The organism is Streptomyces canus 299MFChir4.1, from assembly GCF_000383615.1.
Lineage (GTDB): Bacteria > Actinomycetota > Actinomycetes > Streptomycetales > Streptomycetaceae > Streptomyces > Streptomyces canus_C.
In genome coordinates this window covers 57,940-83,206 of sequence record NZ_KB911609.1, presented here as the reverse complement: position 1 = coordinate 83,206, position 25,267 = coordinate 57,940, and the positions used below count along the sequence as shown (strand labels likewise).

Genomic DNA, 25,267 nt, shown 5'->3' with positions numbered 1-25,267 from the left:
TTACGCGGTGTCGGCGGCCTTTGTGAGGGCTTCGTCGGTGAGGCGGTACACCGTCCATTCGTCCTGGGGGCGGGCGCCGAGGGACTCGTAGAAGTCGATCGCGGGGGTGTTCCAGTTCAGGACGGCCCATTCGAGGCGCTGGTAGCCGCGTTCGACGCAGATGCGGGCGAGTTCGGTGAGCAGGGCCTTGCCGTGGCCGCTGCCGCGGGCGGTGGGGTGGACGTAGAGGTCCTCCAGGTAGATGCCGTGGACGCCGCGCCAGGTGGAGAAGTTGAGGAACCAGATCGCGTAGCCGACCACGGTGTCCGTGGCGTCGGTCGCCACGTGGGCGTAGGCGGCGGGGTGGGGGCCGAAGAGGGCTTCGTGGAGTTGTTCCTCGGTCGTCCGGACCTCCTCCAGGGCCCTTTCGTAGTCGGCGAGTTCGCGGATCAGGGTGTGGATGGCGGGGAGGTCGGCGGGGGTGGCGGGGCGGATCACGGCTGTCGGCTCCGGGGGGTGTGCGGACGGGGGGTGCGCAGTCGGTGGGCGATGTGGAGTTGGCGGGGTTCTACGGGGCGGCCGTCCTCGATGTCCCAGAGGGCGTTCTGGAGGAGGCGTCCCATGGTCCAGGCACGCGCGCGTGCGCGGTCCAGGCCGAGGACGTCGGTCATGGCGTCGAAGCGCCAGGTGATCTCGTCGGCGTCGAAGCGGTTGTCGAGGGCGGGCCAGAGTTCGAACCCGGGGTCGCCGGCGAGGGGTTTGGGGTCGATGGCGAGCCAGGGCGCGCGGTCGCAGGCGAGGACGTTCTCGTCGTGCAGGTCCCAGTGCAGGAGGCGGTCGCCGGGTTCGTCGACGACCTCGCGTACGGCGGCCGCGCAGTCGGCGAGGGTACGGCGGACCGCCGGGTCGGGGATGCGTTTCAGGGCCTCGGGGGTCTCGTCGAGCATGGTGTGCGCGATGTCGCCGAGCCGGCGCATCCCGGCGGGGGCGGGCTCCGCGGTCAGGTGGGCCAGCAGTCCGGCGATGATCAGGACCGCGTCCCGGGTGCCGGGCAGGGTGGACAGCATGCGGGTGGAGTCGAGGCGTTCCAGGAGCATGGTGTGGGTGACCGGGTCGTGGTCCAGGAGGCGTACCGCCCCGTCGCCGTTCCACAGGCGCAGGGCGACGGGTTCGCCGGCGCTCTCCTCGTCGAGGAGCTGGAGCTTGAGGACGGCCGGGGTGTCGTCGGCGCGGCGGACGACGGGCAGGACCAGGGCGGTGACGCCGTGCAGGGGGGAGCCGTCCGGTCTGAGGTCCCAGTGCTCCAGGAAGTCCTCGATCTGTGTCGGGAGTCCGGCGATGAACTCCCGGCCCCGGTCGCCGTTGTAAAGCTCCTGTGCGGCGGCCAGTTCCTCCGGGATGTCGATCACGTGCCGGACCCTACCGGCGTGCGTGAATCGACTCATGCGAATTAACCGGGGTGTTCACAGGGTGTGGGCGTACGTCCGCAGCGCCCCCGGCACCTATGTGTGGCTGGCGGTCCTCTTCGTGACGACGGTGGCGTTGCACCACATGTCGCCGGAGTTCGAGGTGCAGTTTCTGCGGCAGCGTTCGACCAACATCCATGAGTTGTCGAGCAATCCGCTGCGGGTGCTGGTCTCCAGCGCGATGTGGATCGACAGCGGGCACTGGCTGCCGTACGTCGTCCTCTACTCCCTCTTCCACGCGCCGGCCGAGCGCTGGCTGGGCACGGCGCGCTGGCTGGCGGTGTGCGCCGCGGCGCACGTGCTGGCCACGCTGATCAGCGAGGGGGCGCTGCTGTGGGGCATCCGGCACGGGATGGCGCCCGCGTCGGCGGTCAACACGCTGGACATCGGGGTGAGTTACGCGCTGGCGGGGGTGGTGGCCGTGCTTGTGTACCGGATTCCGTCGCCCTGGCGGTACGTCTACGGGTTCGTGGTCCTCGTCGTGTACGCGGTGCCTCTGGTGACCGGGCGGACCTTCACGGATCTCGGTCACTTCACGTCGGCGCTGATCGGGTTCGGGTGTTGGCCGCTGGTCGCCGGGCGGGAAAAAGCACGGAATCCGAAGGAGACAGCGGGTGCGCCGGCGGGTTAACGTCCCTGGCCATGAGCAGCAGGGTCGTGAACGGCGGCATCTCCTTCTGGTACGCGGACGACGGTTATCCCGAGGCGCGGGAGCCGCTCGGCGGTGACGCGTCGGCGGACGTCGTGATCGTCGGCGGCGGGTACACGGGACTGTGGACGGCGTACTACCTGAAGAAGGCCGTGCCCTTCCTGCGGATCACCGTCCTGGAGCAGAAGTTCTGCGGCTACGGCGCCTCCGGGCGCAACGGCGGCTGGCTCTACAACGGCATCGCGGGCCGGGACCGGTACGCGCGGCTGCACGGCCACGAGGCCGCTGTACGTCTCCAGAAGGCCATGAACGACACTGTCGACGAGGTCGTCCGGGTGGTCGGGGAGGAGGGCTTCGACGCCGGGCTGCACAAGGGGGGCGTGCTCGAAGTCGCGCGTACGCCCGCGCAGTTGGCGCGGCTGAGGGCCTTCCATGAGCACGAGCTGTCGTACGGCGAGAAGGACCGTGAGCTGTACGGTGCCCGGGAGACGGCCGAGCGGGTCCGGGTCGCGGACGCGGTCGGGTCGTCGTGGACGCCGCATGGGGCGCGGGTGCATCCGGTGAAGCTGGTGAAGGGGCTCGCGGCGGCCGTCGAGGCGCTGGGTGTCACGGTCCACGAGCAGACGCCGGTGACGGAGATCCGGCCCAAGCACGCGGTCACGCCGTACGGCACGGTCCGCGCGCCCTATGTGCTGCGCTGCACCGAGGGTTTCACCGCCGCGCTGAAGGGCCAGAAGCGGACCTGGCTGCCCATGAACTCCTCGATGATCGCCACCGAGCCGCTGACCGACGAGCAGTGGGCGGCGATCGGCTGGGAGGGGCGCCAGACGCTGGGGGACATGGCGCACACCTACATGTACGCGCAGCGCACCGTCGACGGGCGGATCGCGCTCGGCGGGCGCGGGGTGCCGTACCGCTTCGGCTCGCGTACCGACAACGACGGGCGGACGCAGGCGGCGACGGTCGAGGCGCTGCGGGAGATCCTCGTGGGGTTCTTCCCGATGCTGGCCGGGACGCGGATCGCGCATGCCTGGTCGGGGGTGCTCGGGGTGCCGCGGGACTGGTGCGCGACGGTGACCCTGGACCGTTCGACGGGCATCGGCTGGGCGGGCGGTTACGTCGGCTCGGGCGTCGCCACCGCCAACCTGGCCGCCCGCACCCTGCGGGACCTGGTTCAGCAGGACTCCGGCCAGGGCGGCCGGACGGAGCTCACCGAACTGCCCTGGGTCGGGCACAAGGTGCGCAGGTGGGAGCCGGAGCCGCTGCGCTGGCTGGGTGTGCAGGGCATGTACGCCACCTACCGTGCGGCGGACCGGCGGGAGCTCGCCGGCCACAGCGCGGAGTCGTCCCGGCTGGCGCGGTGGGCCGATCGGATCGCCGGGCGGCACTGACCTTCTCGGGCGGGTCAGGGCTCCAGGACCACTTTCCCGGTTGTGCCGCGGGTCTCCAGGGCCCGGTGCGCGGTGGCCGCCTCGGTGAGCGGGAAGCGTTGTACGGCGGGGGTGAGGCGGCCCGCTGCGGCTTCGGTGAGGGCGCGGAGTTCGAGGGTGCGGAGGGGGTTCGGGCCGCCCGCCCGCTGGGCCATCACGGGCCCGAGGACCTGCTCGGAGACGCCTTCGACGAGGTAGGGCCGGCCGTCGCGTATCCCCTCGCCGGACCAGCCGAAGACGATGTGTCGGCCTCGGCCTCGGTCACCGAGCAGGGCCACGGATGCGCGCGCGATGTCCCCGCCCACCCCGTCGAAGACGACGGTGGCGGGCCGGCCGCCGAGGAAGGCGCGGACCTTGCCGGGCCACGCGGAGTCCTTGTAGTCGACGGCGAGGTCGGCGCCGTTCGCCTGCACCCGTGCCGTCTTCGAGGGGCCGCCCGCGAGGCCGACGACGGTCGCGCCGGCGTTCTTCGCGTACTGCACGAGCAGTGTGCCGATGCCTCCGGCCGCCGCCGGGATCACGGCCACGGAGTCCGGGCCGAGCTCGGCGAACTGGACGATCCCCATGGTCGTACGGCCCGTGCCGATCATGGCGACGGCCTGGGCGAAGTCCAGGTTGCCGGGGATCTCGTGGACGCGGTCGACGTCGGTGACGGCGAGTTCGGCGTAGCCTCCGGGCGCGAAGCCGAGGTGGGCGACCGCGCGCTTGCCGAGCCACAGGCCGGCGACGCCCTCGCCGAGGGACTCGACGGTGCCGGCTACCTCGCGGCCGGGGATGGTGGGAAGGGTGGTCGGCCGGGGCGCGGGCCCCTGCTGCCCCTCGCGCAGGGCGGTGTCCAGGAGGTGGACCCCGGCCGCCCGTACGGCGATACGGACCTGGCCGGGGCCCGGTACCGGATCCTCCGTCTGCTCGTAGGTGAGGTTCTCGGCGGGGCCGAAGGTGTGCAGGCGGATGGCGTGCATGGGATGGAACCCTCCTTGGTAGGTGCACCCGGTGTGGACCCGGTGTGCAGCCACCCTCCGACCTCAAGCATGCTTGAGGTCAAGGGCGTTCCGGCCCAGCGCCAGCGACACGGCGGTGAGCGCGCTGTTGAAGGAGACCTCCGAGAGCACCCCGGGCGCCGCGACCTGGTCGCCCGCGAGATAGACGCCGTCGCCCCGGTCGATGCCGGGCCGGTCGCGCCAGCTGGTGCCGGGCAGGTCGACGGCTCCCGTGCGGCCGTTCGCGACGGACTCGCGCCGCCAGGTGACGCGCTCGCGCCAGCCGTCGAAGGCGAGGTCGAGGAGCTGTTCCGCGCGCGCGACGCCGTCGGCCCTGGTCTCGTGCGGGGCGATCGGGATCTGCCCCTGGAGGAGCTGTTCGCCCGCGGGGGCCAGGGTGCGGTCCTGGGCGGTGAACCGTTCGATCCAGCCGGGGGAGTCGAGGTCGGAGACGGCGAAGGCGTCGCCGCGCCGGGTGCGCAGAGCGAGGTCGATCAGTGTCGTACGGCCGCTCGGCCAGGTCAGCGAGTCGTCGTGGAGGAGCCGGCGGGCCGCGTCGAGGGAGGTGGCGACGACGACGGGGGTGTCGGTGGGCAGGGCGTCGACGCGGGACAAAGTCTCCATCCGGACGCCCAGGTTCCAGGCGCGGGCGGCCATCCGGTCGACGACGCCGGCCCAGCCGCCGCGTGGGTAGTGCGCCTCGGGCGGCAGCTTGGTGGCACGCCGGAGCCGTTCCTGCACGAACGCGGCGGACAGCGCGCCCGGGTCGTGGTGGAAGAGGGCGACGGCTGAGTAGTGGGCGGCGGCGCGGGCGCCCTCCTCGCCGGCCTGTCCGGTGGCCCAGGACATGAAGTCGACGTCGGCGGGGGCCTGTTGGGCGCTGTGACGCAGCAGCTTGAGCATCGCGAAGGGCGGGGTGCGGCGCAGTGCGCCCTTGTGCCGCAGCCGCAGCCGGGCCGCCTCCAGGGGCGGGAGCGGGGCGAGCGGTCCGATGAGGTCGCGCTGCTGGAGCCAGGACCAGTGCGGGCCGCCGTTGTAGAGGGCGTGCGGGCCGTCGTTCGTGCGGTACGGCCCCTCGCTGGTCCTGGCCCGGCCGCCGAGCGTGTGATGGGCCTCGTACACGGTGACCTTGGCGCCCGCCTCGGCGGCGGTGATCGCCGCGGTCAGCCCGGCGAGGCCACCGCCGATGACGGTGATGCGGTGCATGGCTGGGGATCTCCCTCTGCTCGGGGTCGTGTCTTCGTCGGTATGACTGATTGAGGGCACCGGAATGTGACATGAGGGCTGTTTGCGCAGGTCAGGGGGATTGTCAGCGGTGGGGTGCAGGATGGGGGCATGGTGAGGCGAGCGACGGGTGCGAGCGGTGCGAGCAGGGTGAAGGGGGCGCGGCGCCCCGAGGTGCGGCTGCCGCCGCTGGAGCCGCACGGGGGAGGGGAACTGGAGCCGGACGGGGACTACGACGGGCTGGAGTTCCTGGAGGCGGACTTCGTGGGGCAGGACGGGGCGGGGGCCCGCTTCATGGACTGCGCGCTGAGAAGCTGCGCGCTGGACGAGACCCGGCTCCACCACGCCCGTTTCCTCGACTCGGTCCTCACCGGCATACGGGGCGTGGGCACCGACCTCGCGGAGTCGACCCTGCGGGACGTCGAGCTGATCGACGCCCGCCTCGGCGGAGTGCAGTTGCACGGGGCGGCGCTGGAGCGGGTCGTGATCCGGGGCGGCAAGATCGACTACCTGAACCTGCGCACGGCCGTCCTGAAGGACGTCGTCTTCGAGAGCTGCGTCCTGGTGGAACCGGACTTCGGGGGCGCGCGCCTGGAGCGCGTGGAGTTCGTGGACTGCGCCCTGAAGGGCGTGGACCTCACGGCGGCCACCCTCAAGGACGTCGACCTGCGCGGCGCCGCGTCACTGGAGATCGCCCGGGGCGTCGACCGCCTCGCCGGGGCGGTGATCAGCCCGTCCCAGCTGCTGGATCTGGCACCGGTGCTGGCGGCGGAGGTGGGGATTCGGGTGGAGGGCTGACGGGGGCCGGCCCTCCGTGATCACTTCACCCTGGGGAACCGTGCCTGGAGCGTCCAGATCGCCGGGTTCTCGCCCAGGTCCTCGTGCAGGTCGACCAGATCGGCGATCAGGTCGTGCAGGAAGTCGCGGGCCTCGCGGCGCAGGTCCGCGTGGGAGAAGGTGAGCGGGGGTTCCTCCACGCGCATCCAGTCGGCCTCGATGTCCACCCAGCCGAAGCGGCGCTCGAAGAGCATGCGGTCGGTGGACTCGGTGAAGTCGAGTTCGGCGTACTGGGGGCGGGAGGCGCGGGAGCCCGCCGGGTCGCGGTCCAGGAGTTCCACGATGTCGCACAGCGCCCACGCGAAGTCGAGCACCGGCACCCATCCCCAGGCTGTGGACAGTTCCCGGTCCTCTTTGGTGTCCGCGAGATACACGTCTCCGCAGAACAGGTCGTGCCGCAGCGCGTGGACGTCCGCGCGGCGGTAGTCGGTCTGCGGGGGGTCCGGGAAACGGTTGGAGAGGGCGTAGCCGATGTCGAGCACGTAGGCGATGGTGTCACGCGGCCCTCATAGGATCACCGGCGTGTCCCGATCCGCGCCGCTCGTCCCCGTCGCCCTGCGCATGCGCATCCCCGTCGCACTGCGCGTCCCCGCCGCCCTGCTCCTCGCGGGAACCCTCGCCCTCACCGCGTGCGACGGCGGAGTGCACGGCACCCCCGGCGGCTCCGGCCTGCGCGACCCCTACTTCCCGAAGTCCGGCAACGGCGGCTACGACGTCACCCACTACGCCCTCGACCTCGCCTACGACCCGGACACCTCGCGACTGTCCGGCACGGCGACCCTCACCGCCCGCGCCACCCAGGACCTGACCGCCTTCGACCTGGACCTCGACGGCCTGGACGTCGAGAAGGTCACCGTCGGCGGCGACCCGGCCCGCTTCAACCGCACCGGCCAGGAGCTGACCGTACGCCCGCACGACGACCTCGACGAGGGCCGCGCCTTCCGTGTGACCGTCGCCTACTCCGGCACCCCGAAGACGATCACCGACCCGGACGGCTCCGAGGAGGGCTGGCTGCCCACCGACGACGGCGCGGTGGCCCTCGGCGAACCGACCGGCTCGATGGCCTGGTTCCCCGGCAACCACCACCCCTCCGACAAGGCGTCCTACGACCTCACGATCACCGTGCCCGAGGGCCTCCAGGCCGTCTCCAACGGCGAGTTGACGGCGAGCAGGACCGCCGGCGGCCGTACGACGTCCCACTGGCACACCGCCGAACCGATGGCGAGCTACCTCGCCGCCCTCGCGATCGGCGACTACGACATCCACACCTCCACCCTCCCCGGCGGCCTGCCCGTGTACGTCGCGGTCGACCCGAGGGAGGCCGCCGCGAGCCGGAAGGTCCTGGCGCAGCTCCCCTCCGTGATGACATGGGAGCAGCACACCTTCGGCCCGTACCCCTTCTCCTCCACCGGCGCGATCGTCGACCGCGAGGGGGACGCCGAGTACGCCCTGGAAACGCAGAACCGCCCCTTCTTTCCCGGCGCCCCCGACACCGAGACCCTCGTCCACGAGCTCGCCCACCAGTGGTACGGCGACTCGGTCACGCCGAAGACCTGGCAGGACATGTGGCTCAACGAGGGCTTCGCGACCTACGCCGAGTGGCTGTGGGCGGAGGACCACGGCGGCGACAGCGCCCAGAAGACCTTCGACGAGCTGTACGCGCACGGCGAGGACGACTACGACGACCTCTGGTCCTTCCCGCCCGGAAAGCCGTCGAGCGCCGCGCACCTGTCCGACACCCCCGTCTACCAGCGCGGCGCGATGGTCCTCCACAAGATCCGGCAGCGGCTCGGCGACACCGCCTTCAAGGCCCTCCTCCGCGACTGGCCCACCACCCACCGCCACGGCACCGTGGACACCGAGGACTTCACGACGTACGTCGAAGATCTCGCCCCCGACGAGGACTTCGGCCCGATCTGGGAGGAGTGGCTGTACGGGGACGGGAAGCCGGACCGGGCCTGAGGGAGCGGGTCAGGACCGTCCCGGCTCGTCCAGCGGCTTGCGCAACACCGCGCACGGGCGGCCGTGTTCGCGGTCCGGGCGGTGGTCGATGACCTCGTAGCCGAGGGCGGTCCAGAAGGCGAGGGCGCGGTCGTTGCCGTCGAGGACGGCGAGGCGGACGGCGGTCCGGCCCTCGGTGCGGAAACGGTCCTCGACGAGCCGCGCGAGGCGCTGCCCCAGGCCCTGCCGATGCACGCCCGCGTCGATCATCAGCAGCCCGATCCACGGGTCCGGGTCGGCCGGGTCGGGGTGGTGGGCGAGAGTGATCGCGATGCCGACCAGCCGGCCCTCGCTGCGCGCCAGCAGCACCTCCGCGTCCGGATGCGCGAGTTCCTCGGCCAGCGCGGCCGCCACCTGCTCCGGCCGGATGTCGTCCGGGTCCGGGAGGTCACCGCTGAGTGAGAAGAACTCGTGGTTGGCGGCGTAGAGGGCGGTGAGCTCGGTGAGGAGGGGAGCGGGGATGTCGTGGTCGGGGGTGAGGGGGAGGGAGGTGAGGAGCATGGCGGGCAGAGTAGTTGCTCCCCGCCGCATGCCATTCGGTCCCTGTAGCGCGGCAGGCCGTCCGTGGAGATGGTCCAGTCGCCGATGGTGACGTCCTCGCCGTAGACGAAGTCCTTGCGGGTGGCGTATCGGGGGCCGTCGGGGGTTGGGTGGATGTCGGTGAGGACGGCGCCGGTGGCGCTGCGGGGGTCGAAGATCGCGTAGACGGGTACGCCCATCAGGGGGTAGTCACGGATCTTGGTGACCCAGTCGTTGTCCGGGTTGGATCGGGAGACGATCTCGATGGCGGCGATGACTGTGTGAGGGTCGATGGGACCCTCGACGTTCAGGTCCGTCCATGCGATCACCGTGAAGCGTTCGGTGTGGCGGGCGTTCTCGTGAACGACGCCACCCGCGTGAGGGTGGTTTTTGCCCGCGGTACGGGACTGGGCGCGCGAGGGCGCGCTAGGGTTTTGCGTGTCCATCGGGAAGGTGCATTTCCTTGGTGGTCAGGCCCTCGCATCGGGATGCCAGTCCCAGCGAGGGCCGTTGTATGTCCGCAGCAGGTCTGCGGTTGTGTCGCGCTGAGCGTAGAGCAAGCAACCGGGGCGAAATCCAGCTGAGTTGGCGATGTTCACTCGGGCAAGTGAGCTGCGACTTCGCGGTGGGAGGAGGGGTGGGGCTTGGTGGGGTTGCTTTCACCCGGAGTTCTTTGGGGAAGAGCGCCGTCGCCGCCGAAGCCCCGGTTTCCAGATGCCGGTGAGACATCGTTTTCCGCCCACAGACGGGAGCCCCCGGCCGGTGCGGCCGGGGGCTCCCGTTCAGTTCAGCGTGGTGGAACGTCAGACGTTGACGCCGAAGTCCGTGGCGATGCCGACCAGGCCGGACGCGTAGCCCTGGCCGACCGCGCGGAACTTCCACTCCGCGCCGTTGCGGTACAGCTCGCCGAAGACCATCGCCGTCTCCGTGGCCGCGTCCTCGGAGAGGTCGTAGCGGGCGATCTCGGCGCCGCCGGCCTGGTTGACGATGCGGATGTAGGCGTTGCGGACCTGGCCGAAGTTCTGCGAGCGGTTCTCCGCGTCGTAGATCGAGACCGGGAAGACGATCTTGTCGATGTCGGCCGGGAGGCCGGCCAGGTTGACGTTGATCGCCTCGTCGTCGCCCGCGCCCTCGCCGGTGCGGTTGTCACCGGTGTGGACGATGGTCTGGTCCGGGGTCTGCTTGTTGTTGAAGAAGACGAAGTGGGCGTCGGAGTAGACCTTGCCCTGCGTGTTGACCGCGATCGCGGAGGCGTCGAGGTCGAAGTCCGTGCCGGTGGTCGTGCGGACGTCCCAGCCGAGGCCCACGGTGACGGCGGTCAGGCCCGGAGCCTCCTTGGTGAGCGAGACGTTGCCACCCTTGGACAGGCTTACAGCCATTGTTGGGAGTCCCTTCCCTCGTTATGTAACGGGCACGAAGCTACAGCTACCTCTATGAACGCCGCGAGAGGTGTCGAAGGTTCCCCGCTTCTTTGCCTTCTTTACCGAAGCGGGGGCGGGGGACGGGCGGGCGATATTGGGGTGACGTGGACCGGTCAGGGGCGGGAACATGGACCCCATGTCCGGTCCCCACGTCATCCGCGGCTCCGTCTCCCTTCCCGAGGCCGAGCTCATGTGGCGTTTCTCGCGCTCCTCCGGCCCCGGTGGCCAGCACGTCAACACCAGTGACTCCCAGGTGGAGCTGCGGTTCGACCTGGCCCGCACGGAGTCCCTGCCCGACGTGTGGAAGCAGCGGGCGCTGGCCAAGCTGGCCGGACGGCTCGTCGACGGGGTCGTCACCGTCCGCTCCTCCGAGCACCGCTCGCAGTGGCGCAACCGGGAGACCGCGGCCGTACGCCTCGCGGCGCTGCTCGCCGAGGCCACCGCGCCCCCGCCCAAGCCGCGGCGGGCGACCAGGATTCCTCGTGGGATCAACGAGCGGCGGCTGCGGGAGAAGAAGGCGCGGTCGGACACGAAGCGGGGGCGGTCGGGGCGGGACTGGGGCTAACGCCTCCAGGCCGTCGGTCGGGTGCGGCGCCGTCGTGGCTTGTCGCGCCCACGCGGCGGTAGCCGCAGATCGATTACAGCCCCGCGCCCCTATGGGGGGCGCGTCACATCCTCACCCTCTCATCCGTCAACTGACCGAAAGCTGACGACTGACGAGAGCGGTGACCCCATGCGCGACGAGGACTTCCTGGCCGAGCGGTTCGAGGCCCATCGGGGGCAGCTGCGGGCGGTGGCGCAGCGGATGCTTGGCTCGGTCGCCGAGGCCGAGGACGCCGTGCAGGAGGCCTGGGTGCGGACGAGCCGGTCGGACACCAGCCATGTCGACAACCTCGGGGGCTGGCTGACGACGGTCGTGGGCCGGGTCTGCCTCGACATGCTCCGCTCCCGCAGGTCCCGTGCCGAGCAGCCCCTGGAGCCCGAGGCGCCGGTCCCGGCCACCGTCCCCGGCCCCGAGCAGGACGCCCTCCTCGCCGACTCGGTCGGCAGCGCCCTCCTCGTCGTCCTCGACACCCTCACCCCCGCCGAACGGCTCGCCTTCGTCCTCCACGACCTGTTCGCCGTCCCGTACGACGAGGTCGCCGGCGTCGTCGGCAAGTCCCCGGCGGCCACTCGCCAACTCGCCAGCCGGGCGCGGCGCCGGGTGCGGGGCGCCGAGGCCACCGAGACCGATCCGACGCGTCGGCGGGAACTTGTCGACGCCTTCCTCGCCGCCGCGCGTGAAGGCGACTTCGACGGGCTGCTGGAGGTCCTGGACCCGGATGTAGTGGTGCGCACGGAGGCCGGGGTGACGACGGGGGCCCTCGCGGTGGCCAAGGGCGCGGCCACCTACTCGCGGCACATGGTCGGTGTCCCCGTGCCCGCTCTCGTCGAGGGGGCGACCGGCATCGCGCTTTTGGCGGACGGCCGGGTGGAGCGGACGCTCGCGTTCACGTTCGTACACGACCGGATCGCCATGATCGACATCACCACGGACCCGGCGCGGGCGGCGCGGACGGCCGTCACCCTCCTCTAGACCCCTCTCTGGAGGAGGTCCAGGACACCCACCGTCTCGTCCTCGCTCAGCTCCCCGGTGCGGCGGAAGCCGAGCTTCAGGTAGAACTCCGCCGGGCCGTCGGGGCCGTCGTGCCAGGTGACGTACAACTCCTTCGTGCCCCGGCGGCGCAGCTCCGCGGCGACGGACTCGACGGCGAAACGGCCGTAGCCCCTGCCCTGGGCGTCGGCCGCGATGTTCAGCCGCCACAGGCCGGAGCGGCGCACGCTGCCCCCGTCGGCGCGCCAGTCGATGTCGAGGAAGGCCATCAGGAAGCCGACCGTGCGGTCACCGTCGACGATCAGGCGGGGCCAGGCGACGCCCGCGGGATGGACGTACGCCTCGGCAAGGGACCGCATCACGGGGGAGACCGCGAATTCCTGCTCGGGCCGGACGCGTATGCCGGTCGCCGTTTCGAAATTCCCGGGTGTGATCTCCTCGAGGCGGGGTGCGAATGTCATCCGGTGACCTTAGGGTGAGCCGACGGCGCGCCGCCACGGAATTCATCCCAACTGCCGGTACCTGCCGCGGAAATACATGAGCGGGCCGCCGTCCGCGCTCGGCACGTCGGCCGTCAGGACGCGGCCGATCACCAGGGTGTGGTCGCCGGCCTCCACGCGCTGCTCGGTGCGGCACTCCAGGGTGGCGAGGGCGCCGCCCACCAGAACGGCGCCGGTGGCCTTGCCGCGGACGTAGGGGATGTCCTCGAACAGGAGGCGGTCGCTGATGCGGCCCTTCATGGCGAAACGGCCGGCGATGTGGCGCTGGCTCTCGGACAGGACGGACACCGCCCACAGCGGCTGCTCGTCGAGCAGGTCGTCCATCCGGGAGCCCGTACGCAGGCTGACCAGCACCAGAGGCGGGTCCAGGGAGACGGACAGGAACGCCGTCGCCGTCATGCCGACGTCCTCGCCCTTCGGTCCCTCGGCGTCGAGCGGCGGCTCGAACGCGGTCACCAGGACCACGCCCGCGGCCAGCCGGGACATGGCGGCGCGGAACTCGTCGTTGCTCACCCCCACAGCATGCCCGGAAGCGGGCGGAGGGATCATCGGCACGGTGGCGGCAGGAGTGGCGGCAGGAGTGTTCGGCACGCCGGAAACGCTAGTGTCACCTCCGGGCGCACCGCATCGGGCCTTCGTCCGAGGCCGGACCTAGGTCTACCGGCGGAGATGCGCACGGCGTTCACAAACACCCAAAGTTTGCGTTCAGTAAACGCACAGGGAAAACGCAGAAACCCCACTCAATTGTTCATCTTTCGCTGTGACTTGAGTCACAAGGGGCGCCAATTGTTGACCCTGTGTACCGAGTGGGCAGCGCGCTGTGATTCAGTGGCGGGAAGTACCGACGGAGCCGCACCAACGAAACCGCACTGAAGATACGCCGAAGAGAACCCTTGATTCGCTGCGAGGTCTCGGGGGGAGGGCGAGCAATGGAGAGCGAGTCGGAGCCGTACGTCCGCCTTGCGTCCCTGCGACAGCTGCACGAGGTCATGGCCGACATGAACACGGCCCGCAGCCTGGCCGACACACTGCAGACCGTCGCGAACGGCGTGGTCACCGCACTCGGCTACGAGCTGGCGTGCGTCAATCTCGTGCGCCCCGACGGGGACCTCGTGGTCGCCGCCTTCGCCGGGAACCAGGCCGCCGAGGCGCTGATCACCGGCCGGGTGGGCTCCCGCGAGTCCTGGGAGCGCCGGCTGGGCATGGGGGAGACCTGGGGCGACCTGGTCTTCATCCCGCACACCGAGGGCTGGGTCCTCGACGACGACGACGTCCCGCAGTGGTACACCGACGGCCCCGCACCCCGCTTCGAGGACGAGTGGCACCCCTCCGACCGGCTGTTCGCGCCGATGTACACGCCGGGCGTGCAGGGCGGCCAGTGCGGCGAGCTGATCGGCGTGCTCTCCGTGGACCGGCCGCGCAACGGCCGCAGGCCGGGCGCGTGGGGCCGCGAAGCGCTCCAGATGTACACGTTCCAGGCCGCCATCGCGATCAGCAACGCGCGTCTGCGCGCGAACATGCAGCGCGCGCTGGTCAGGCTCGAAAGGGAACAGCAGGCCCTTCGGGCCAGTGAAGAGAGCTTTCGGCAGGCCTTCGAGTACGCCCCCTCCGGGATGGCCATCGCCGAGATGGGAGGCGACCAGCACGGCCGCATCCTGCGCACCAACGACGCCCTGTGCCGCCTCCTCGGCCGCCCCGCGTCCGCGATGCGCCGCTACGCCTTCTCCGACCTGGTCCACCCCGAGGACATAGGCACCCTGCTGCGCACCTCGGCGGAGGGCGGCCGGGCCGAGCTCCGCCTCGGGCGCCGGGACGGCACCTACGTCTGGGTGTCCCTGCGCAACTCGGTGGTCGCCGACGCCGCCGACGGCCCGCGCTTCCTGCTCACCCACGTCGAGGACATCGAGGAGCGCAAGCGCCGCGAGCTCCAGCTCGCCCACCGTGCCTCCCATGACTCCCTGACCGGCCTGCCGAACTCCGCCGAGCTGCGCTCGCGGCTGTCCTCCCGGCTGTGTCAGCGACCCACCCACACCGGCGCCCTGGAGCCGGTCGACGCGGCCTTCGGCCACCCGGCCTTCGACGCCAACGGCCACGGTTTCGACTTCCGGCAGGGCGGCACCGAGGCGTTCGCCGCCTTCGACCACCATGTGCACACCGTCGCCCCCGAGGGGGAGCGCGACGACGGCACCAAGGGGCTCGCGGTGCTCTTCTGCGACCTCGACGGCTTCAAGTCGATCAACGACCGGTTCGGGCACAACGCGGGCGACGCGGTGCTCATCGAGGTCGCCCGGCGGCTGTCCCAGTGCGTCCGCGACGGCGACACCGTGGCCCGGCTCGGCGGCGACGAGTTCGTGATCCTCGCCGACGGCCTCGGCAAGGCCGACGCGGCGGACCTCGCGGTACGCCTGCGCAACGAGATCATCCAGCCCATCCGGGCCGAGGGCCGGGCCGTGCGGGTCGGTGCCAGCTTCGGCATCGGCTGGGCGCACTGCGGCATGACCGCGGACGAAGTGTTGAAGTCCGCCGACGAGCGGATGTACGTCGAGAAACGATCTCGTCCCAAACAACACAGACGCGCGGGCTGAGCCCCAGGTCAGCGAGCTGATGCGATCCGAGTCACCCGTTTGGGCCATCAGGAGCGGGTAGGCTCGCCATTCTGACTCCACGTATCGCATCCGATCCGCAGACCTGTTGAGGAGTACCAAGGGATGACGTCCGGCAACAACGGCGCGAGCACGCCCGAGGACGAAGACCCGTTCGGCTACCTCTACGCCGACGGCCAGGCCAACGGGGCCCAGCCGCCCTCCGGCGGCGGCTACGGCTACGGCTATCCGAACTCCGTCAACCGGTCCCGCTCGGTCGGCCAGCGCCAGTACGGCCAGCAGCAGGCGCAGGCCGCGCAGACCGCCCCGTACGGCCAGGTCCCGCAGCAGCAGGCCCAGGGCGGCTACGGCCAGCCCAGCGCCCACTACGCGGCCCCCGAGACCTTCCCGGGCTCGGCGCCCACCACCCAGCAGCCCATGCCGGGCCACAGCGGTGGCGGCCGGAGCGGTGGCGGCCGGAGCGGCGGCCCCAACACCAAGGGTCTGCTGATCGGCGCGATCGCGGTGGTCGCCGCGGTGGTCATCGGCATCGGCATCGCGATGGCGGGCGGCGACGACCAGAAGGACGACGCCGGCAACAAGCCTTCGACGACCCCGAGCGCGTCGCAGAGCTCGGAGCCGAGTGCGTCGAGTAGCGGCGCTAGCCAGGCGAGCGAGGAGTACCAGAAGACGATCGACGCCAAGGCCCTGCGTCTCGGCGGCGGTGCCGCTCTCGCCTCGGACGTCGCGGGTGCCCAGTCCGACGGCGGCATCTATGTCGGAAACCTGAACAACGTGGGCGCCTCGGTGACGTGGACCGTCAACGGCATTCCCTCGGACGGCACGTATACGGTGTTCGCGCGCTACAGCGCTACCAGCGACGACCAGGCGATGACCCTCTCTGTCAACGGCAAGGTCTTCGGCAGCAAACTGAACCTGAAGAACTACGCGAAGGCGGCCGACGGCGACTTCGCCAAGGGCTGGACGACCACATACAACTGGCCCACCCTCACCAAGGGCACCAACACCATCACCTTGTCCTGCGCGGACGGCGACCAGTGCAACGTCCTCCTGGACCAGGTGTGGATCAAGGAGGGCCAGGTCACGAGCTAGGCCGCGCTGACCTCCCGCGTTACACCCGGTTTGCCATGCTCTGCAGCAGTAGACGCCACGATCGTGCTCTCACCACAAAGGCCGGGGCCCTGGGGAGGCCCCGGCCGACGCTGTGCGTGTGGAGTGCAGACGCCTATGGCCAATTCGAGGTCGCCGCCCCGGATACAAGTTCTACAGGTGATGCGTGGTGCAACCACCGTCCGGAGCAGTGGCACACCAGAGCGCCGCGCCACACTACGAGGAACGCACCCCACGGTCAGGTTGGCCATTACCAATCGGTGCAAGAGTTCAGCTTATGATCACCTTCGAACACCGCCACCTCCACGCCTATCTCGAAGAGGCCTCTGTCGTCCGATGCGGTGGTGTCCCAGCTGTCTCCTGTGCCTGCTCCACCCATATGCTTGCGCCACGGCCAGTGAACAACGTTGCCGCCGGACTGCTTGCTAAGAATCCTGATCCGAACGTGGTGGCTGTCGGCCTTCGTGTCATTTAGCCCGATTGAGAGTCCCACCGTAGCTCCCGGGTCGGTCCAGTTGGTTATCGTGACGCCGCCGTTGGCTCCAGTGGTTGAACACCAGCGGTAGTCCTCGGCGTGGGCGGGGCTCATGCTGAGTGCGGTGGCGGCTAGTGTGGCGGCCGTTGTGATGGCTGCTCCGACCTTCTAATTCATTTGACCTCCTCGGGAATAAATCTTTGCCACTCTATGTGACGGCTACATAGATTCGCGCGTTAGTTCGAATATTGGCTGAAAAGATCGCCTTCGTGGCGCGGTGCGCATACTTGTTCAGGCCCTGTCGGCTACGACACGTGCAAGCAGGTCCTCGTAAGCGGCGCGGTCGAACTCGCCCGCCACCGGGGACAGGACGGTCGCCGCCGACAGGGCGACCGCGCGGGTCAGGCGGTCCGGCCAGGGGAGTTGTTCCACCAGGCCCGACAGCAGGCCCGCTGCCACCGAGTCGCCGGCGCCCGTCGGGTTGCCGGGTACCGGGGCGGGCGGGGTGGCGCGCCAGCGGCCCTGCGCAGTCGTGGCGAGAAGGCCCTCCTTGCCCAGGGAGGCGACGACGGCGAGGGCGCCCCGGCGCCGTGCGTCCTGCGTCGCGCGCAACGGCTCGTGGGAGCCGGTCAGTTCCGCCAGTTCGTCGGCGTTCGGCTTGAGGATGTCGGGGCGGGCGGCGACCCCGCGGCGCAGCGCCTCTCCGCTGGTGTCGAGGAGGACCGGGATCCCGGCCGCCTTCGCCGTGCGGATCAGGCCCGCGTACGCCCCCACCGGCACGCCCGGCGGCAGGCTCCCGCACAGGGCCACCGCCGAGACGGACGGGACGAGATCCTCGTACGCCTCCTGGAAGGCCGACCACTCCGCGGGCGTCACCGTCGGACCCGGTTCGTTGAGCTGGGTGGTGTCGCCGGAGCGTTCGTCCACGACGGCGATCGTGCGCCGGGTCGATCCGGTCACCGGGACGAGCGCGTCCACCAGGCCCGGTACGGCGGTGAGCCGGTCCTGGACGATGCGGCCCGTGGCGCCGCCCGTGAAGCCGGTGACCGTCACCTCGTGGCCGAGCGCGGCCAGCACCCGGGCCACGTTCAGGCCCTTGCCGCCGGGGCGTTCGACGACCTCGGTGACCCGGTGGCTGGTGTGCGGCCGCAGCGACCGTACGCGATAGGTGATGTCGAGAGCGGTGTTCAGCGTGACCGTGAGGATCACCTGGCCGACCTCCCACGTGTCCCCCGACGACAGAATGTGCCCGTCCAGTCTCCCAGGACCGTCCCGGCCCCAACAGCGTGACAGATCACCCCAGTTGGGGATCGACCACCCATTCCCCCCGGCGCATGACGCCCTTGAGGTCGAATTGATGGTCGAGGAGGACCAGGTCGGCGTCCTTGCCGGGCTCCAGGGAGCCGATGCGGTCGTCCATCCCCAGCAGACGGGCCGGGTTGGCGGAGATCGCCGCGACCACGTCCTCCACCGGCAGCCGGTCGAAGGTCACCGCCCGCTTGAAGGCGCGGTCCAGGGTGAGCGTCGAGCCGGCGATCGAGCCGCCCTCCACGAGCCGGGCGACTCCCTCGCTGACCTCCACCTCCAGGGGGCCGAGCAGATAACGCCCGTCGCCGAAGCCGGCCGCGTCCATGGCGTCCGTGATGAAGGCGACCCTCTTCGCTCCCGCGTGGTGGAACGCCAGTTGCAGCGCGGCCGGGTGGAGGTGCGTGCCGTCGTCGATGAGCTCGACGGTGATCCGCTCGTCCTCCAGGAGGGCGGTGATGGGGCCGGGCGTGCGGTGGCCGATCTGCGGCATCGCGTTGAAGAGGTGGGTGGCCACGGTCGCGCCCGCGTCGATCGCCTCGACGGTCTGCTCGTAGCTCGCGTCCGTGTGGCCGACCGCCGCGATGACCCCGTGTTCGACGAGGAGCCGTACGGAGTCGATGCCGCCGGGGAGTTCGGTGGCGAGGGTGAGCATCCGCGCCTGCCCGCGCGCCGCGTCGATCAGCTTGCGGACCTCCGCCGGGTCGGGATGGCGCAGCAGCTCCTCCGAGTGGGCGCCCTTGCGGCAGGGGGAGATGAACGGGCCCTCGAAGTGGATGCCGGCGATGTCGCCCTGCTCGGCGAGCTCGCTCAGCAGACCGGCTCGCTGGGCGAGGAAGTCCATGTCGCCGGTGACGGTGGAGGCGACGAGGGTGGTGGTGCCGTGGTCGCGGTGGGTGCGGATGCCCTTGAGTACGTCGTCGACGGTGCCCGAGGTGAAGGAGGCTCCGCCGCCGCCGTGGTTGTGGAGGTCGATGAATCCTGGGACCAGCCAGTGGTTGGTCACGTCGATGGCGTGGGCGTTTTCGGGGGCTGTCGCGGTGATGCGCGTGCCCTCGATGACGACTTGGCCGTTCTTGACCGTTCCCGTGGGCAGGACCACGTTGGCGCCGGAGAGCACCAGGGGGGTTCCGGCCGGTGCGGGGTGCGGGTGCGTCGCGGCTGGTCGCGCCCGCGCGGCGGTAGCCGCAGATTCAGCGCTGTCCCGCGCCCCTAGGGGGGTTGCCATCAGCGAGTTGCCTCCGAACTGTCGGTCGTGTCGAGGAGATCCCAGGCCAGGAGGCCGGCACCGAGGCAGCCCGCCGTGTCGCCCAGGGCCGCGGGGACGATCGTCGGGAGCTTCTGGAAGGTGGTCCGGCTTCGGACCGCCTCCCTGAGCGGTGTGAACAAGGTTTCCCCCGCCTCTGCCAGGCCGCCACCGATGATCAGGGTGCGGGGGTCCAGGAGGGTGAGGGCGGTGACCAGGCCGTCGGCCAGGGCGTCCACGGCGTGCTGCCAGATCTCGCGGGCCCTCGGGTCCTCGGCCACCACGGCCTTCGCGCAGTCCGCCGCGTCCGCCTCCGGGTTCCCGGTGGCCGAGGCCCAGGCCTCGCTCACGGCCGCCGCGGAGGCGTACCGCTCCAGGCAGCCCCGCTGGCCGCACGGACAGGGCGTGCCGCCCGGGCGTACGGCGATGTGGCCGATCTCGCCCGCGAATCCGTGGGCGCCCGCCTCCACCCGGCCCGCGATGCCGATCGCGCCCGCGATGCCGGTGCCCAGGGCGACGAAGAGGAAGCGGTCGGTGCCCCGGCCGGCTCCGATGCGGCCCTCGGCGAGGCCGCCGGTGCGGACGTCGTGGCCGAGGGCGACCGGGACGCCGCCGAGGCGGGCGGTGAGCAGGTCACGCAGGGGGACGTCCCGCCAGCCCAGGTTGGCGGCGTAGGCCGCGATGCCCTGGGCCTCGTCGACGATGCCGGGAACGGCGACGCCGGCCGCGGCCGCGGGGGCGCCGAGGTGCTCGGTGCCGTACGCGCGCAGTTCGGCGGCGAAGTCGAGGATGCCGTCGACGACCGCGTCCGGTCCGCGCTCGCGGCCGGTGGCCCGGCGGGCCCGGTGCAGGAGTTCGCCGCCCGCGCCGACCAAGGCCGCCTTCATCCCGGTGCCGCCCACGTCGAGGGCGATGACATGTCTCACGGGGAACAGTGTGACCCGTTGACCCACAAGAGGTCTAGTCCACTCACGTGGTGTAGACCTAAGCTCCGAGATATGTATGACTTTTCGAAAGTTTCGAACGTGAGTGTGGGGCGGTTGCCGGTGCGGCGGCGTAGGACGGGAACGATCGCGGCGGTGTCCGCACTGGGTATGACGGCGGTCCTCGGCGGCTGCGGGCTGGGCGCGGGATCGGACGAGGTGACGCTGAAGCTGGTCGCCGCCGACTACGGCGACAGCTCGGCCAACAGTTCCCAGAAGTACTGGGACAAGCTCGTCAAGGAGTACGAGGCGAAGCACCCCGGCGTGAAGATCGACGTCAGCGTGTACTCCTGGACCGACGTCGACCGCAAGGTAAAGGAGCTGGCCGACGCGGGGAAGGCGCCCGACATGGCGCAGATCGGCGCCTACGCCGACTACGCGGACAAGGGGCTGCTGTACACGGCCGACGAGCTGATCGGGATCCGGGAACAGGCCGACTTCGTCTCCCAGCTCGGCTCCGCGGGGCGGATCAACGGGATGCAGTACGGGATGCCGTTCGCCGCGTCGACCCGGCTGCTCTTCTACAACAAGACCCTCTTCGCCGACGCCGGGCTCACCCCGCCGAAGACATGGAAGCAGCTGGCCGCCGACGCCGAGGCGCTCAAGGCGGACGGGGTGAAGTACCCGTACGCGCTGCCGCTCGGCCCCGAGGAGGCGCAGGCCGAGACCATGCAGTGGCTGCTGAGCGGGCACGGCGGGTACGTCGACGACGTCGGCACGTACGGCATCGACTCCGAGGAGAACGCCGCCACGCTGACCTGGCTCAAGGACGACCTCGTCGGCAAGGGACTGACCGGACCGGTCGCGCCCGAGAACCTGAACCGGGCCGCCGCGTTCTCGGCGTTCGCCGCCGGGGACGTCGGGATGCTCAACGGGCACCCCTCGCTGATGAAGATCGCCGCCGAGAAGGGTGTGAAGTTCGGGATGGTGCCGATGCCCGGCGTCGACGGACGGACCAGGAACTCCATGGGCGTCGCCGACTGGATGATGGCCTTCCGGCAGCACGGGCACGCCGAACAGGTGGGCGACTTCCTCGACTTCGTCTACAGCGAGAAGAACGTCCTCGCGTTCTCCCGGGAGTACGACCTGCTGCCGGTGACCAACTCCGCGTCCGAGGTCATGAGCCGGGCCTCCCGGGACGCCGACCTCAAGCCCTTCCTCGACGCGCTGCCCTTCGCGGAGCTGCCTCCCGTGAGCAAGACGTCCTGGGCCTCGGTCAGCGCGGCCGTGAAGCAGCGGATCGGCTCCGCGGTGAGCTCCGACGGGAGCCCCACCGAGGTGCTGCGCGCTTTGCAGCTGACCGCGCGGAACGCGGAGTAGTCGCCGTCAGTGGCGGGCGTTACGGTTCCGGGCATGGAGCATGCGGAACTCGACCGCCGGGAGCGGGACATCCTCGCGCTGGAGCGCCGCTCCTTCGCGGGCCCCGGCGCGAAGGAGCGGGCGATCCGCGAGGAACTGGGACTCGCACCGGTCCGCTACTACCAGCTGCTCAACGCCCTGCTGGACGACGAGCGCGCGCTGGCCTTCGACCCGGTGACGGTGAACCGGCTGCGCAGAGTGCGGGACACGCGGCGGGCGGAGCGCTGAGGATCAGGTGAGCCGCTCCGCCAGGTCCCGCAGCAGGCCCACCACACCGGCCGGGCCGTCCACCACCAGGTCGGCCCGCTTCCGGAGCTCCGTCACCTCGTCGCTGCCGCTGCACACCAGGAGGCCGGGGGTGCCGGCGGCGCGCAGGTCGCCGACCGCGGAGAAGGCGGGCAGGTCGCCCAGGTCGTCGCCGCCGTAGAGGACGGAGGCGGCGGACAGCTCGCGGACATGGGTCAGCAGGGCCACGCCCTTGTCCATGCCCGGCGGGCGCAGTTCCAGGACCAGCCGGCCCGGTTCGACGATCAGGCCGTGGTGGGTGGCCAGGTCGGTGAGCGGGACGCGCAGGGCGTCGAAGACGGCCTGGGGGTCCGGGGCCCGGCGGGTGTGGACCGCCACCGCCCGGCCGCCCTTCTCCTCGATCCAGGCGCCGGTCCCGTCGAGGAGCGCCGGCAGCTCGGCACGGACCGCGGCCACGCCCGGGTGCGGCTCGGGTGCCGTGACCTCGCCGGTCGCCGCGTCCCAGCGTTCGGCGCCGTAGTGGCCCAGGACCGTCAGGTGCTCCAGGCCGGGGACGTCCGCGAAGCCGCCGTAGCGGACCGCGATCTCGGCCGGGCGGCCGGTGATCACCGCCACGGACGCCACCTTCGGTGCCAGGGCGGCGAGGACGGCCACCGCCTCGGGGTGCGCCCGCGCCTGCTCGGGGTCCGCCACGATCGGCGCGAGCGTCCCGTCGAAGTCGAGGCCGATCACCGCGCGGCGCGGCTCCGCGAGGAGTACGCGCAGGCCCTCCTGGCCGGCGGGGGTGGTGGGCGTGGGAAGGTTCATGCTCACCCGTTCAGCGCCTTCAGTGCGTTCAGCTGGTCCAGGAACCACTGGGCGGGCGGGAGTGCCGTCGCCGCCGCGGCGAGCCGCTTCGCGCGTTCGGCCCGTTCGTGGGCCGGCATCGTCAGGGCCTCGTGCAGGGCCGCCGCCGTTTGCTCCACGTCGTACGGGTTCACCACGACCGCGTCGTCACCCAGCTCCGCGAACGCGCCGGCCTCCCGCGACAGCACCAGCGCGCACCCCTCGTCGGACACCACCGGCACCTCCTTCGCGACCAGGTTCATGCCGTCCCGGATGGGGTTGACCAGCGCCACGTCGGCCAGCCGGTACGCGGCCAGGGAGCGCGCGAAGTCGTCCTTCAGATTCAGCAGGACCGGGGTCCAGCCGGGCGTGCCGAACGTGTCGTTGATCTCCTCGGCCATCCGCTGCACCTCGGCCGTGTAGTCCCGGTAGACCGCGAGGTCCTGGCGCGACGGATACGCGAACGCCACGTGCACGACCCGCTCCCGCCACTCCGGCCGCGACTCCAGCAGCCGCCGGTAGGCGAGCAGCCCGCGCACGATGTTCTTGGACAGCTCGGTCCGGTCCACCCGCACGATCGTCCTGCGGCCCGCGCCGATCTCCTCGCGCAGGGCGACGATCCGCTCCTCGACATCGGCCTCGTGGGAGCGGGCGCGCAGGAAGTCCGCGTCCGCGCCAAGGCCGTGCACCCCGATCCGGGTCTCCCCGAGCCCGTCGGTGAACTCCGTGCAGCAGGCCGTGAAGGCGTCCGCCCAGCGCTGGGTGAGGAAGCCGAGCCGGTCGGCGCCGAGCATGCCCCGCAGGACCTGGGCCGCGATGTCGTCCGGCAGCATCCGGAAGTAGTCCACCGGCGCCCACGGCGTGTGCGAGAAGTGGGCGATGCGCAGGTCGGGGCGGAGCTCGCGGAGCATCCCCGGCACCAGGCACAGGTGGTAGTCCTGCACCAGGACCGCCGCCCCCTCGGCCGCCTCCTCCGCGAGCGCCTCGGCGAAGGCGCGGTTGTACGTCTCGTACGACGCCCACTGCCGCCGGAACTCCGCGTCGAAGGACGGCTCCAGCGGGGTCTGGTAGAGGAGGTGGTGGACGAACCAGAGGACCGAGTTCGCGATGCCGTTGTACGCGTCCGCGTGCACGTCGGCCGGGATCGCGAGCATGCGGACGCCGTCCTCGCCGACCCCCTGCCGCACCGCCTCGCGGTCACCGTCGGAGAGCGCGGAGCACACCCACAGCGCGCCCGCCTCCGGACCGATCGCCGAAAGGCCCGAGACCAGTCCGCCGCCACCCCGTCTGGGGCGCAGCGAACCGTCCTCCTGTACCTCGTACGAGACCGGGCCGCGGTTGGACGCGACCAATACCTGGGCAGCACCCTGCACGGAAGACGTGGAAGCCATACGCCTCAACCTAGCCCGGCCCGGAAACGCTCAAACGTACGGTTGCGCTCAGTGCGCGGACGTATGCGGAACGCCCCGTTCTGTCACCCGTTCCGTCACCCGGGCCGTCACGCGACCTTCTGCTCCGCGTACTCCGCGATCTCCACCATCGGCGGCCGCTCCTCCGTGTCCACGGAGTACGTACGCGGCTCGAAGCCGTCCCGGCCCCGCTCGAACTGGGTGAGGGCCGGCCGGATCATGTGACCGCGGGCCAGCCGGAGCTGCGCGGTGCGGTAGATCGCTGCGGACATCCGGCCCAGGGCCTGTCCGTCCTGGTGGCGGTGCTTGCGCACCCCGACGTCCACCTGGGCGAGCGCGTTCAGGCCGACCAGGTGCAGGGCGTCGACCAGCATGCCCAGCTCCACGCCGTAGCCGACGGGGAACGGAAGCTGCTCCAGCAGCGAGCGCCGGGCCGCGTACTCACCGCCCAGCGGCTGCACGAAACCGGCCAGCTGCGGCCAGTGCATGTTCAGCAGCGGGCGCGCCATGAGCTCGGTGACCCGGCCGCCCTGCCCGGCGGCGCCGCCCAGGGGACGGTCGTACATGCCCTTGACCAGGTCGACCTCGGGGTCGGTGAGCAGCGGGCCGACGATGCCGGAGACGAAGTCCGAGGAGAACTCCTTCAGGTCGGCGTCGATGAAGCAGACGATGTCCCCGCTGGTGACGAGCAGGGAGCGCCACAGGACCTCGCCCTTGCCGGGCACGGCCGGTATGCGCGGGAGGATGTCGTCGCGGTGGACGACCCGCGCCCCGGCCGCGGCGGCGACCTCCGAGGTGCGGTCGGTCGATCCCGAGTCGACGACGACGATCTCGTCGACGAGCGGGACCTGCTGCATGAGGTCATGACGGATCACGGCGACGATGTCACCGACCGTCTCCTCCTCGTTGAGCGCGGGCAGGACGACACTGACGGTCCGACCCGTGCTCCGCTTCGCGGCCATGATCCGGTGGAGTGGGCGATCGCTCGCGGACCAGGAACGGGTGGCCAGCCAGCGCTCGACTTCGTTCAGCACAGTGCGCGGCTCCTCTGCGGTGTGATCTGCGTGTGATCCATCTCGCCGTTCGGACGACTATCTCAACTGTCC

Annotated in this window: 26 protein-coding genes and 1 pseudogene; 10 read left to right on the top strand and 17 right to left on the bottom strand. The window is 71.1% G+C overall.

The window, feature by feature from the left end; translation table 11 throughout:
* Together H293_RS0137215 and H293_RS0137210 are read right to left on the bottom strand one after the other, a co-directional pair.
* Nucleotides 1-477, bottom strand: coding sequence for a GNAT family N-acetyltransferase (locus H293_RS0137215; protein ID WP_020122885.1), 477 nt, complete (start codon nucleotides 475-477; stop codon nucleotides 1-3).
* Nucleotides 474-1,424, bottom strand: a complete 951-nt coding sequence (locus H293_RS0137210) for an aminoglycoside phosphotransferase family protein (RefSeq protein ID WP_028808524.1) — start codon at nucleotides 1,422-1,424, stop codon at nucleotides 474-476. The genes H293_RS0137215 and H293_RS0137210 overlap by 4 nt, the downstream gene beginning before the upstream one ends.
* Here H293_RS0137210 and H293_RS0137205 point away from each other — a divergent pair.
* The gene (locus tag H293_RS0137205; protein WP_033416076.1) at nucleotides 1,423-2,076 is read left to right on the top strand and encodes a rhomboid-like protein; all 654 of its coding nucleotides are present in this window, start codon (nucleotides 1,423-1,425) and stop codon (nucleotides 2,074-2,076) included. The two genes, H293_RS0137210 and H293_RS0137205, sit on opposite strands and share 2 nt — an antisense overlap.
* An 11-nt stretch (nucleotides 2,077-2,087) precedes the next feature.
* Complete coding sequence (locus tag H293_RS0137200; protein WP_028808523.1) at nucleotides 2,088-3,485, top strand: NAD(P)/FAD-dependent oxidoreductase; 1,398 nt, start codon at nucleotides 2,088-2,090, stop codon at nucleotides 3,483-3,485.
* 14 nt (nucleotides 3,486-3,499) lie between these two features.
* Here H293_RS0137200 and H293_RS0137195 read toward each other — a convergent pair whose 3' ends face one another.
* Nucleotides 3,500-4,486: a zinc-binding dehydrogenase gene (locus H293_RS0137195; protein WP_020122881.1), complete on the bottom strand. Its 987-nt coding sequence runs from the start codon at nucleotides 4,484-4,486 to the stop codon at nucleotides 3,500-3,502.
* A gap of 63 nt (nucleotides 4,487-4,549) precedes the next feature.
* Entirely contained in the window at nucleotides 4,550-5,710 is a 1,161-nt protein-coding gene (locus H293_RS0137190) for an NAD(P)-binding protein (RefSeq protein ID WP_020122880.1), read from the bottom strand.
* 129 nt (nucleotides 5,711-5,839) lie between these two features.
* Here H293_RS0137190 and H293_RS0137185 point away from each other — a divergent pair, with 129 nt between their 5' ends.
* Entirely contained in the window at nucleotides 5,840-6,526 is a 687-nt protein-coding gene (locus H293_RS0137185) for a pentapeptide repeat-containing protein (protein ID WP_259294606.1), read from the top strand.
* Nucleotides 6,527-6,546: 20 nt separating this feature from the next.
* On the opposite strand, the gene H293_RS0137180 is transcribed toward H293_RS0137185, so the two are convergent.
* On the bottom strand, nucleotides 6,547-7,047 hold the full coding sequence (locus tag H293_RS0137180; RefSeq protein WP_020122878.1) for a hypothetical protein: 501 nt from the start codon (nucleotides 7,045-7,047) through the stop codon (nucleotides 6,547-6,549).
* Between the two features lie 40 nt (nucleotides 7,048-7,087).
* Between H293_RS0137180 and H293_RS0137175 the strand changes: the two genes are divergently transcribed.
* Nucleotides 7,088-8,527 (top strand): M1 family metallopeptidase, encoded by a 1,440-nt coding sequence (locus H293_RS0137175; RefSeq protein ID WP_020122877.1) that lies wholly within the window; start codon nucleotides 7,088-7,090, stop codon nucleotides 8,525-8,527.
* Nucleotides 8,528-8,536: 9 nt separating this feature from the next.
* Here the strand turns inward: H293_RS0137175 and H293_RS0137170 are convergent, their stop codons facing one another.
* The 3 genes and pseudogenes from H293_RS0137170 to H293_RS0137165 form a co-directional block, all read right to left on the bottom strand.
* Nucleotides 8,537-9,067: a GNAT family N-acetyltransferase gene (locus tag H293_RS0137170; RefSeq protein ID WP_020122876.1), complete on the bottom strand. Its 531-nt coding sequence runs from the start codon at nucleotides 9,065-9,067 to the stop codon at nucleotides 8,537-8,539.
* 38 nt (nucleotides 9,068-9,105) lie between these two features.
* Nucleotides 9,106-9,414: pseudogene (locus tag H293_RS55605) on the bottom strand (Uma2 family endonuclease); the annotation flags it as partial.
* Between the two features lie 474 nt (nucleotides 9,415-9,888).
* Complete coding sequence (locus H293_RS0137165) at nucleotides 9,889-10,464, bottom strand: TerD family protein (protein WP_007382914.1); 576 nt, start codon at nucleotides 10,462-10,464, stop codon at nucleotides 9,889-9,891.
* A gap of 169 nt (nucleotides 10,465-10,633) precedes the next feature.
* Here H293_RS0137165 and arfB point away from each other — a divergent pair, with 169 nt between their 5' ends.
* On the top strand, nucleotides 10,634-11,071 hold the full coding sequence (arfB, locus tag H293_RS0137160) for an alternative ribosome rescue aminoacyl-tRNA hydrolase ArfB (RefSeq protein ID WP_078612777.1): 438 nt from the start codon (nucleotides 10,634-10,636) through the stop codon (nucleotides 11,069-11,071).
* 168 nt (nucleotides 11,072-11,239) lie between these two features.
* Nucleotides 11,240-12,082: a sigma-70 family RNA polymerase sigma factor gene (locus H293_RS0137155; RefSeq protein ID WP_020122874.1), complete on the top strand. Its 843-nt coding sequence runs from the start codon at nucleotides 11,240-11,242 to the stop codon at nucleotides 12,080-12,082.
* Here the strand turns inward: H293_RS0137155 and H293_RS0137150 are convergent.
* Together H293_RS0137150 and H293_RS0137145 are read right to left on the bottom strand one after the other, a co-directional pair.
* Nucleotides 12,079-12,561 carry a GNAT family N-acetyltransferase gene (locus H293_RS0137150; RefSeq protein ID WP_020122873.1) on the bottom strand — a complete coding sequence of 161 codons (483 nt, stop codon included), beginning with the start codon at nucleotides 12,559-12,561 and terminating at the stop codon, nucleotides 12,079-12,081. The two genes, H293_RS0137155 and H293_RS0137150, sit on opposite strands and share 4 nt — an antisense overlap.
* Before the next feature lie 42 nt (nucleotides 12,562-12,603).
* Nucleotides 12,604-13,191, bottom strand: coding sequence for a flavin reductase family protein (locus H293_RS0137145; protein ID WP_078612776.1), 588 nt, complete (start codon nucleotides 13,189-13,191; stop codon nucleotides 12,604-12,606).
* Nucleotides 13,192-13,529: 338 nt separating this feature from the next.
* Here H293_RS0137145 and cdgB point away from each other — a divergent pair, with 338 nt between their 5' ends.
* Both cdgB and H293_RS0137135 read left to right on the top strand, forming a co-directional pair.
* Complete coding sequence (gene cdgB, locus H293_RS0137140; protein WP_020122871.1) at nucleotides 13,530-15,185, top strand: diguanylate cyclase CdgB; 1,656 nt, start codon at nucleotides 13,530-13,532, stop codon at nucleotides 15,183-15,185.
* Nucleotides 15,186-15,308: 123 nt separating this feature from the next.
* Nucleotides 15,309-16,295: a carbohydrate-binding protein gene (locus tag H293_RS0137135; protein ID WP_020122870.1), complete on the top strand. Its 987-nt coding sequence runs from the start codon at nucleotides 15,309-15,311 to the stop codon at nucleotides 16,293-16,295.
* A 268-nt stretch (nucleotides 16,296-16,563) separates the two neighbouring features.
* Here H293_RS0137135 and H293_RS58630 read toward each other — a convergent pair whose 3' ends face one another.
* The 4 genes from H293_RS58630 to H293_RS0137120 form a co-directional block, all read right to left on the bottom strand.
* On the bottom strand, nucleotides 16,564-16,902 hold the full coding sequence (locus H293_RS58630) for a hypothetical protein (RefSeq protein ID WP_158694487.1): 339 nt from the start codon (nucleotides 16,900-16,902) through the stop codon (nucleotides 16,564-16,566).
* A 177-nt stretch (nucleotides 16,903-17,079) separates the two neighbouring features.
* On the bottom strand, nucleotides 17,080-17,997 hold the full coding sequence (locus H293_RS0137130) for a 1-phosphofructokinase family hexose kinase (RefSeq protein ID WP_020122869.1): 918 nt from the start codon (nucleotides 17,995-17,997) through the stop codon (nucleotides 17,080-17,082).
* Nucleotides 17,998-18,082: 85 nt separating this feature from the next.
* Entirely contained in the window at nucleotides 18,083-19,213 is a 1,131-nt protein-coding gene (nagA, locus tag H293_RS0137125; RefSeq protein ID WP_020122868.1) for an N-acetylglucosamine-6-phosphate deacetylase, read from the bottom strand.
* 107 nt (nucleotides 19,214-19,320) lie between these two features.
* Nucleotides 19,321-20,265, bottom strand: coding sequence for an ROK family protein (locus tag H293_RS0137120; protein WP_033416082.1), 945 nt, complete (start codon nucleotides 20,263-20,265; stop codon nucleotides 19,321-19,323).
* A 120-nt stretch (nucleotides 20,266-20,385) separates the two neighbouring features.
* On the opposite strand from H293_RS0137120, the gene H293_RS0137115 reads away from it, so the two are divergent.
* Nucleotides 20,386-21,642, top strand: a complete 1,257-nt coding sequence (locus tag H293_RS0137115) for an extracellular solute-binding protein (protein WP_028808522.1) — start codon at nucleotides 20,386-20,388, stop codon at nucleotides 21,640-21,642.
* Between the two features lie 33 nt (nucleotides 21,643-21,675).
* Nucleotides 21,676-21,909: a DUF3263 domain-containing protein gene (locus H293_RS0137110; protein ID WP_020122865.1), complete on the top strand. Its 234-nt coding sequence runs from the start codon at nucleotides 21,676-21,678 to the stop codon at nucleotides 21,907-21,909.
* 3 nt (nucleotides 21,910-21,912) lie between these two features.
* On the opposite strand, the gene otsB is transcribed toward H293_RS0137110, so the two are convergent.
* The 3 genes from otsB to H293_RS0137095 form a co-directional block, all read right to left on the bottom strand.
* Entirely contained in the window at nucleotides 21,913-22,734 is an 822-nt protein-coding gene (otsB, locus tag H293_RS0137105; RefSeq protein WP_033416074.1) for a trehalose-phosphatase, read from the bottom strand.
* A gap of 2 nt (nucleotides 22,735-22,736) precedes the next feature.
* Complete coding sequence (locus H293_RS0137100; protein ID WP_028808521.1) at nucleotides 22,737-24,143, bottom strand: alpha,alpha-trehalose-phosphate synthase (UDP-forming); 1,407 nt, start codon at nucleotides 24,141-24,143, stop codon at nucleotides 22,737-22,739.
* 107 nt (nucleotides 24,144-24,250) lie between these two features.
* A complete protein-coding gene (locus H293_RS0137095) occupies nucleotides 24,251-25,195 on the bottom strand; it encodes a glucosyl-3-phosphoglycerate synthase (RefSeq protein ID WP_020122862.1) in 945 nt (314 codons plus the stop codon).
* Nucleotides 25,196-25,267: the final 72 nt, after the last annotated feature.

Coding starts and splice junctions, on each gene's coding strand:
- H293_RS0137135 (WP_020122870.1), top strand. CDS start 15,309: ATGACGTCCGGCAACAACGGCGCGAGCACGCCCGAGGACGAAGACCCG.
- H293_RS0137200 (WP_028808523.1), top strand. CDS start 2,088: ATGAGCAGCAGGGTCGTGAACGGCGGCATCTCCTTCTGGTACGCGGAC.
- H293_RS0137165 (WP_007382914.1), bottom strand. CDS start 10,464: ATGGCTGTAAGCCTGTCCAAGGGTGGCAACGTCTCGCTCACCAAGGAG.
- H293_RS0137170 (WP_020122876.1), bottom strand. CDS start 9,067: ATGCTCCTCACCTCCCTCCCCCTCACCCCCGACCACGACATCCCCGCT.
- H293_RS0137210 (WP_028808524.1), bottom strand. CDS start 1,424: ATGAGTCGATTCACGCACGCCGGTAGGGTCCGGCACGTGATCGACATC.
- H293_RS0137195 (WP_020122881.1), bottom strand. CDS start 4,486: ATGCACGCCATCCGCCTGCACACCTTCGGCCCCGCCGAGAACCTCACC.
- otsB (WP_033416074.1), bottom strand. CDS start 22,734: ATGAACCTTCCCACGCCCACCACCCCCGCCGGCCAGGAGGGCCTGCGC.
- cdgB (WP_020122871.1), top strand. CDS start 13,530: ATGGAGAGCGAGTCGGAGCCGTACGTCCGCCTTGCGTCCCTGCGACAG.
- H293_RS58630 (WP_158694487.1), bottom strand. CDS start 16,902: ATGAGCCCCGCCCACGCCGAGGACTACCGCTGGTGTTCAACCACTGGA.
- H293_RS0137150 (WP_020122873.1), bottom strand. CDS start 12,561: ATGACATTCGCACCCCGCCTCGAGGAGATCACACCCGGGAATTTCGAA.
- H293_RS0137185 (WP_259294606.1), top strand. CDS start 5,840: ATGGTGAGGCGAGCGACGGGTGCGAGCGGTGCGAGCAGGGTGAAGGGG.
- arfB (WP_078612777.1), top strand. CDS start 10,634: ATGGACCCCATGTCCGGTCCCCACGTCATCCGCGGCTCCGTCTCCCTT.
- H293_RS0137205 (WP_033416076.1), top strand. CDS start 1,423: ATGCGAATTAACCGGGGTGTTCACAGGGTGTGGGCGTACGTCCGCAGC.
- H293_RS0137110 (WP_020122865.1), top strand. CDS start 21,676: ATGGAGCATGCGGAACTCGACCGCCGGGAGCGGGACATCCTCGCGCTG.
- H293_RS0137100 (WP_028808521.1), bottom strand. CDS start 24,143: ATGGCTTCCACGTCTTCCGTGCAGGGTGCTGCCCAGGTATTGGTCGCG.
- H293_RS0137190 (WP_020122880.1), bottom strand. CDS start 5,710: ATGCACCGCATCACCGTCATCGGCGGTGGCCTCGCCGGGCTGACCGCG.
- H293_RS0137155 (WP_020122874.1), top strand. CDS start 11,240: ATGCGCGACGAGGACTTCCTGGCCGAGCGGTTCGAGGCCCATCGGGGG.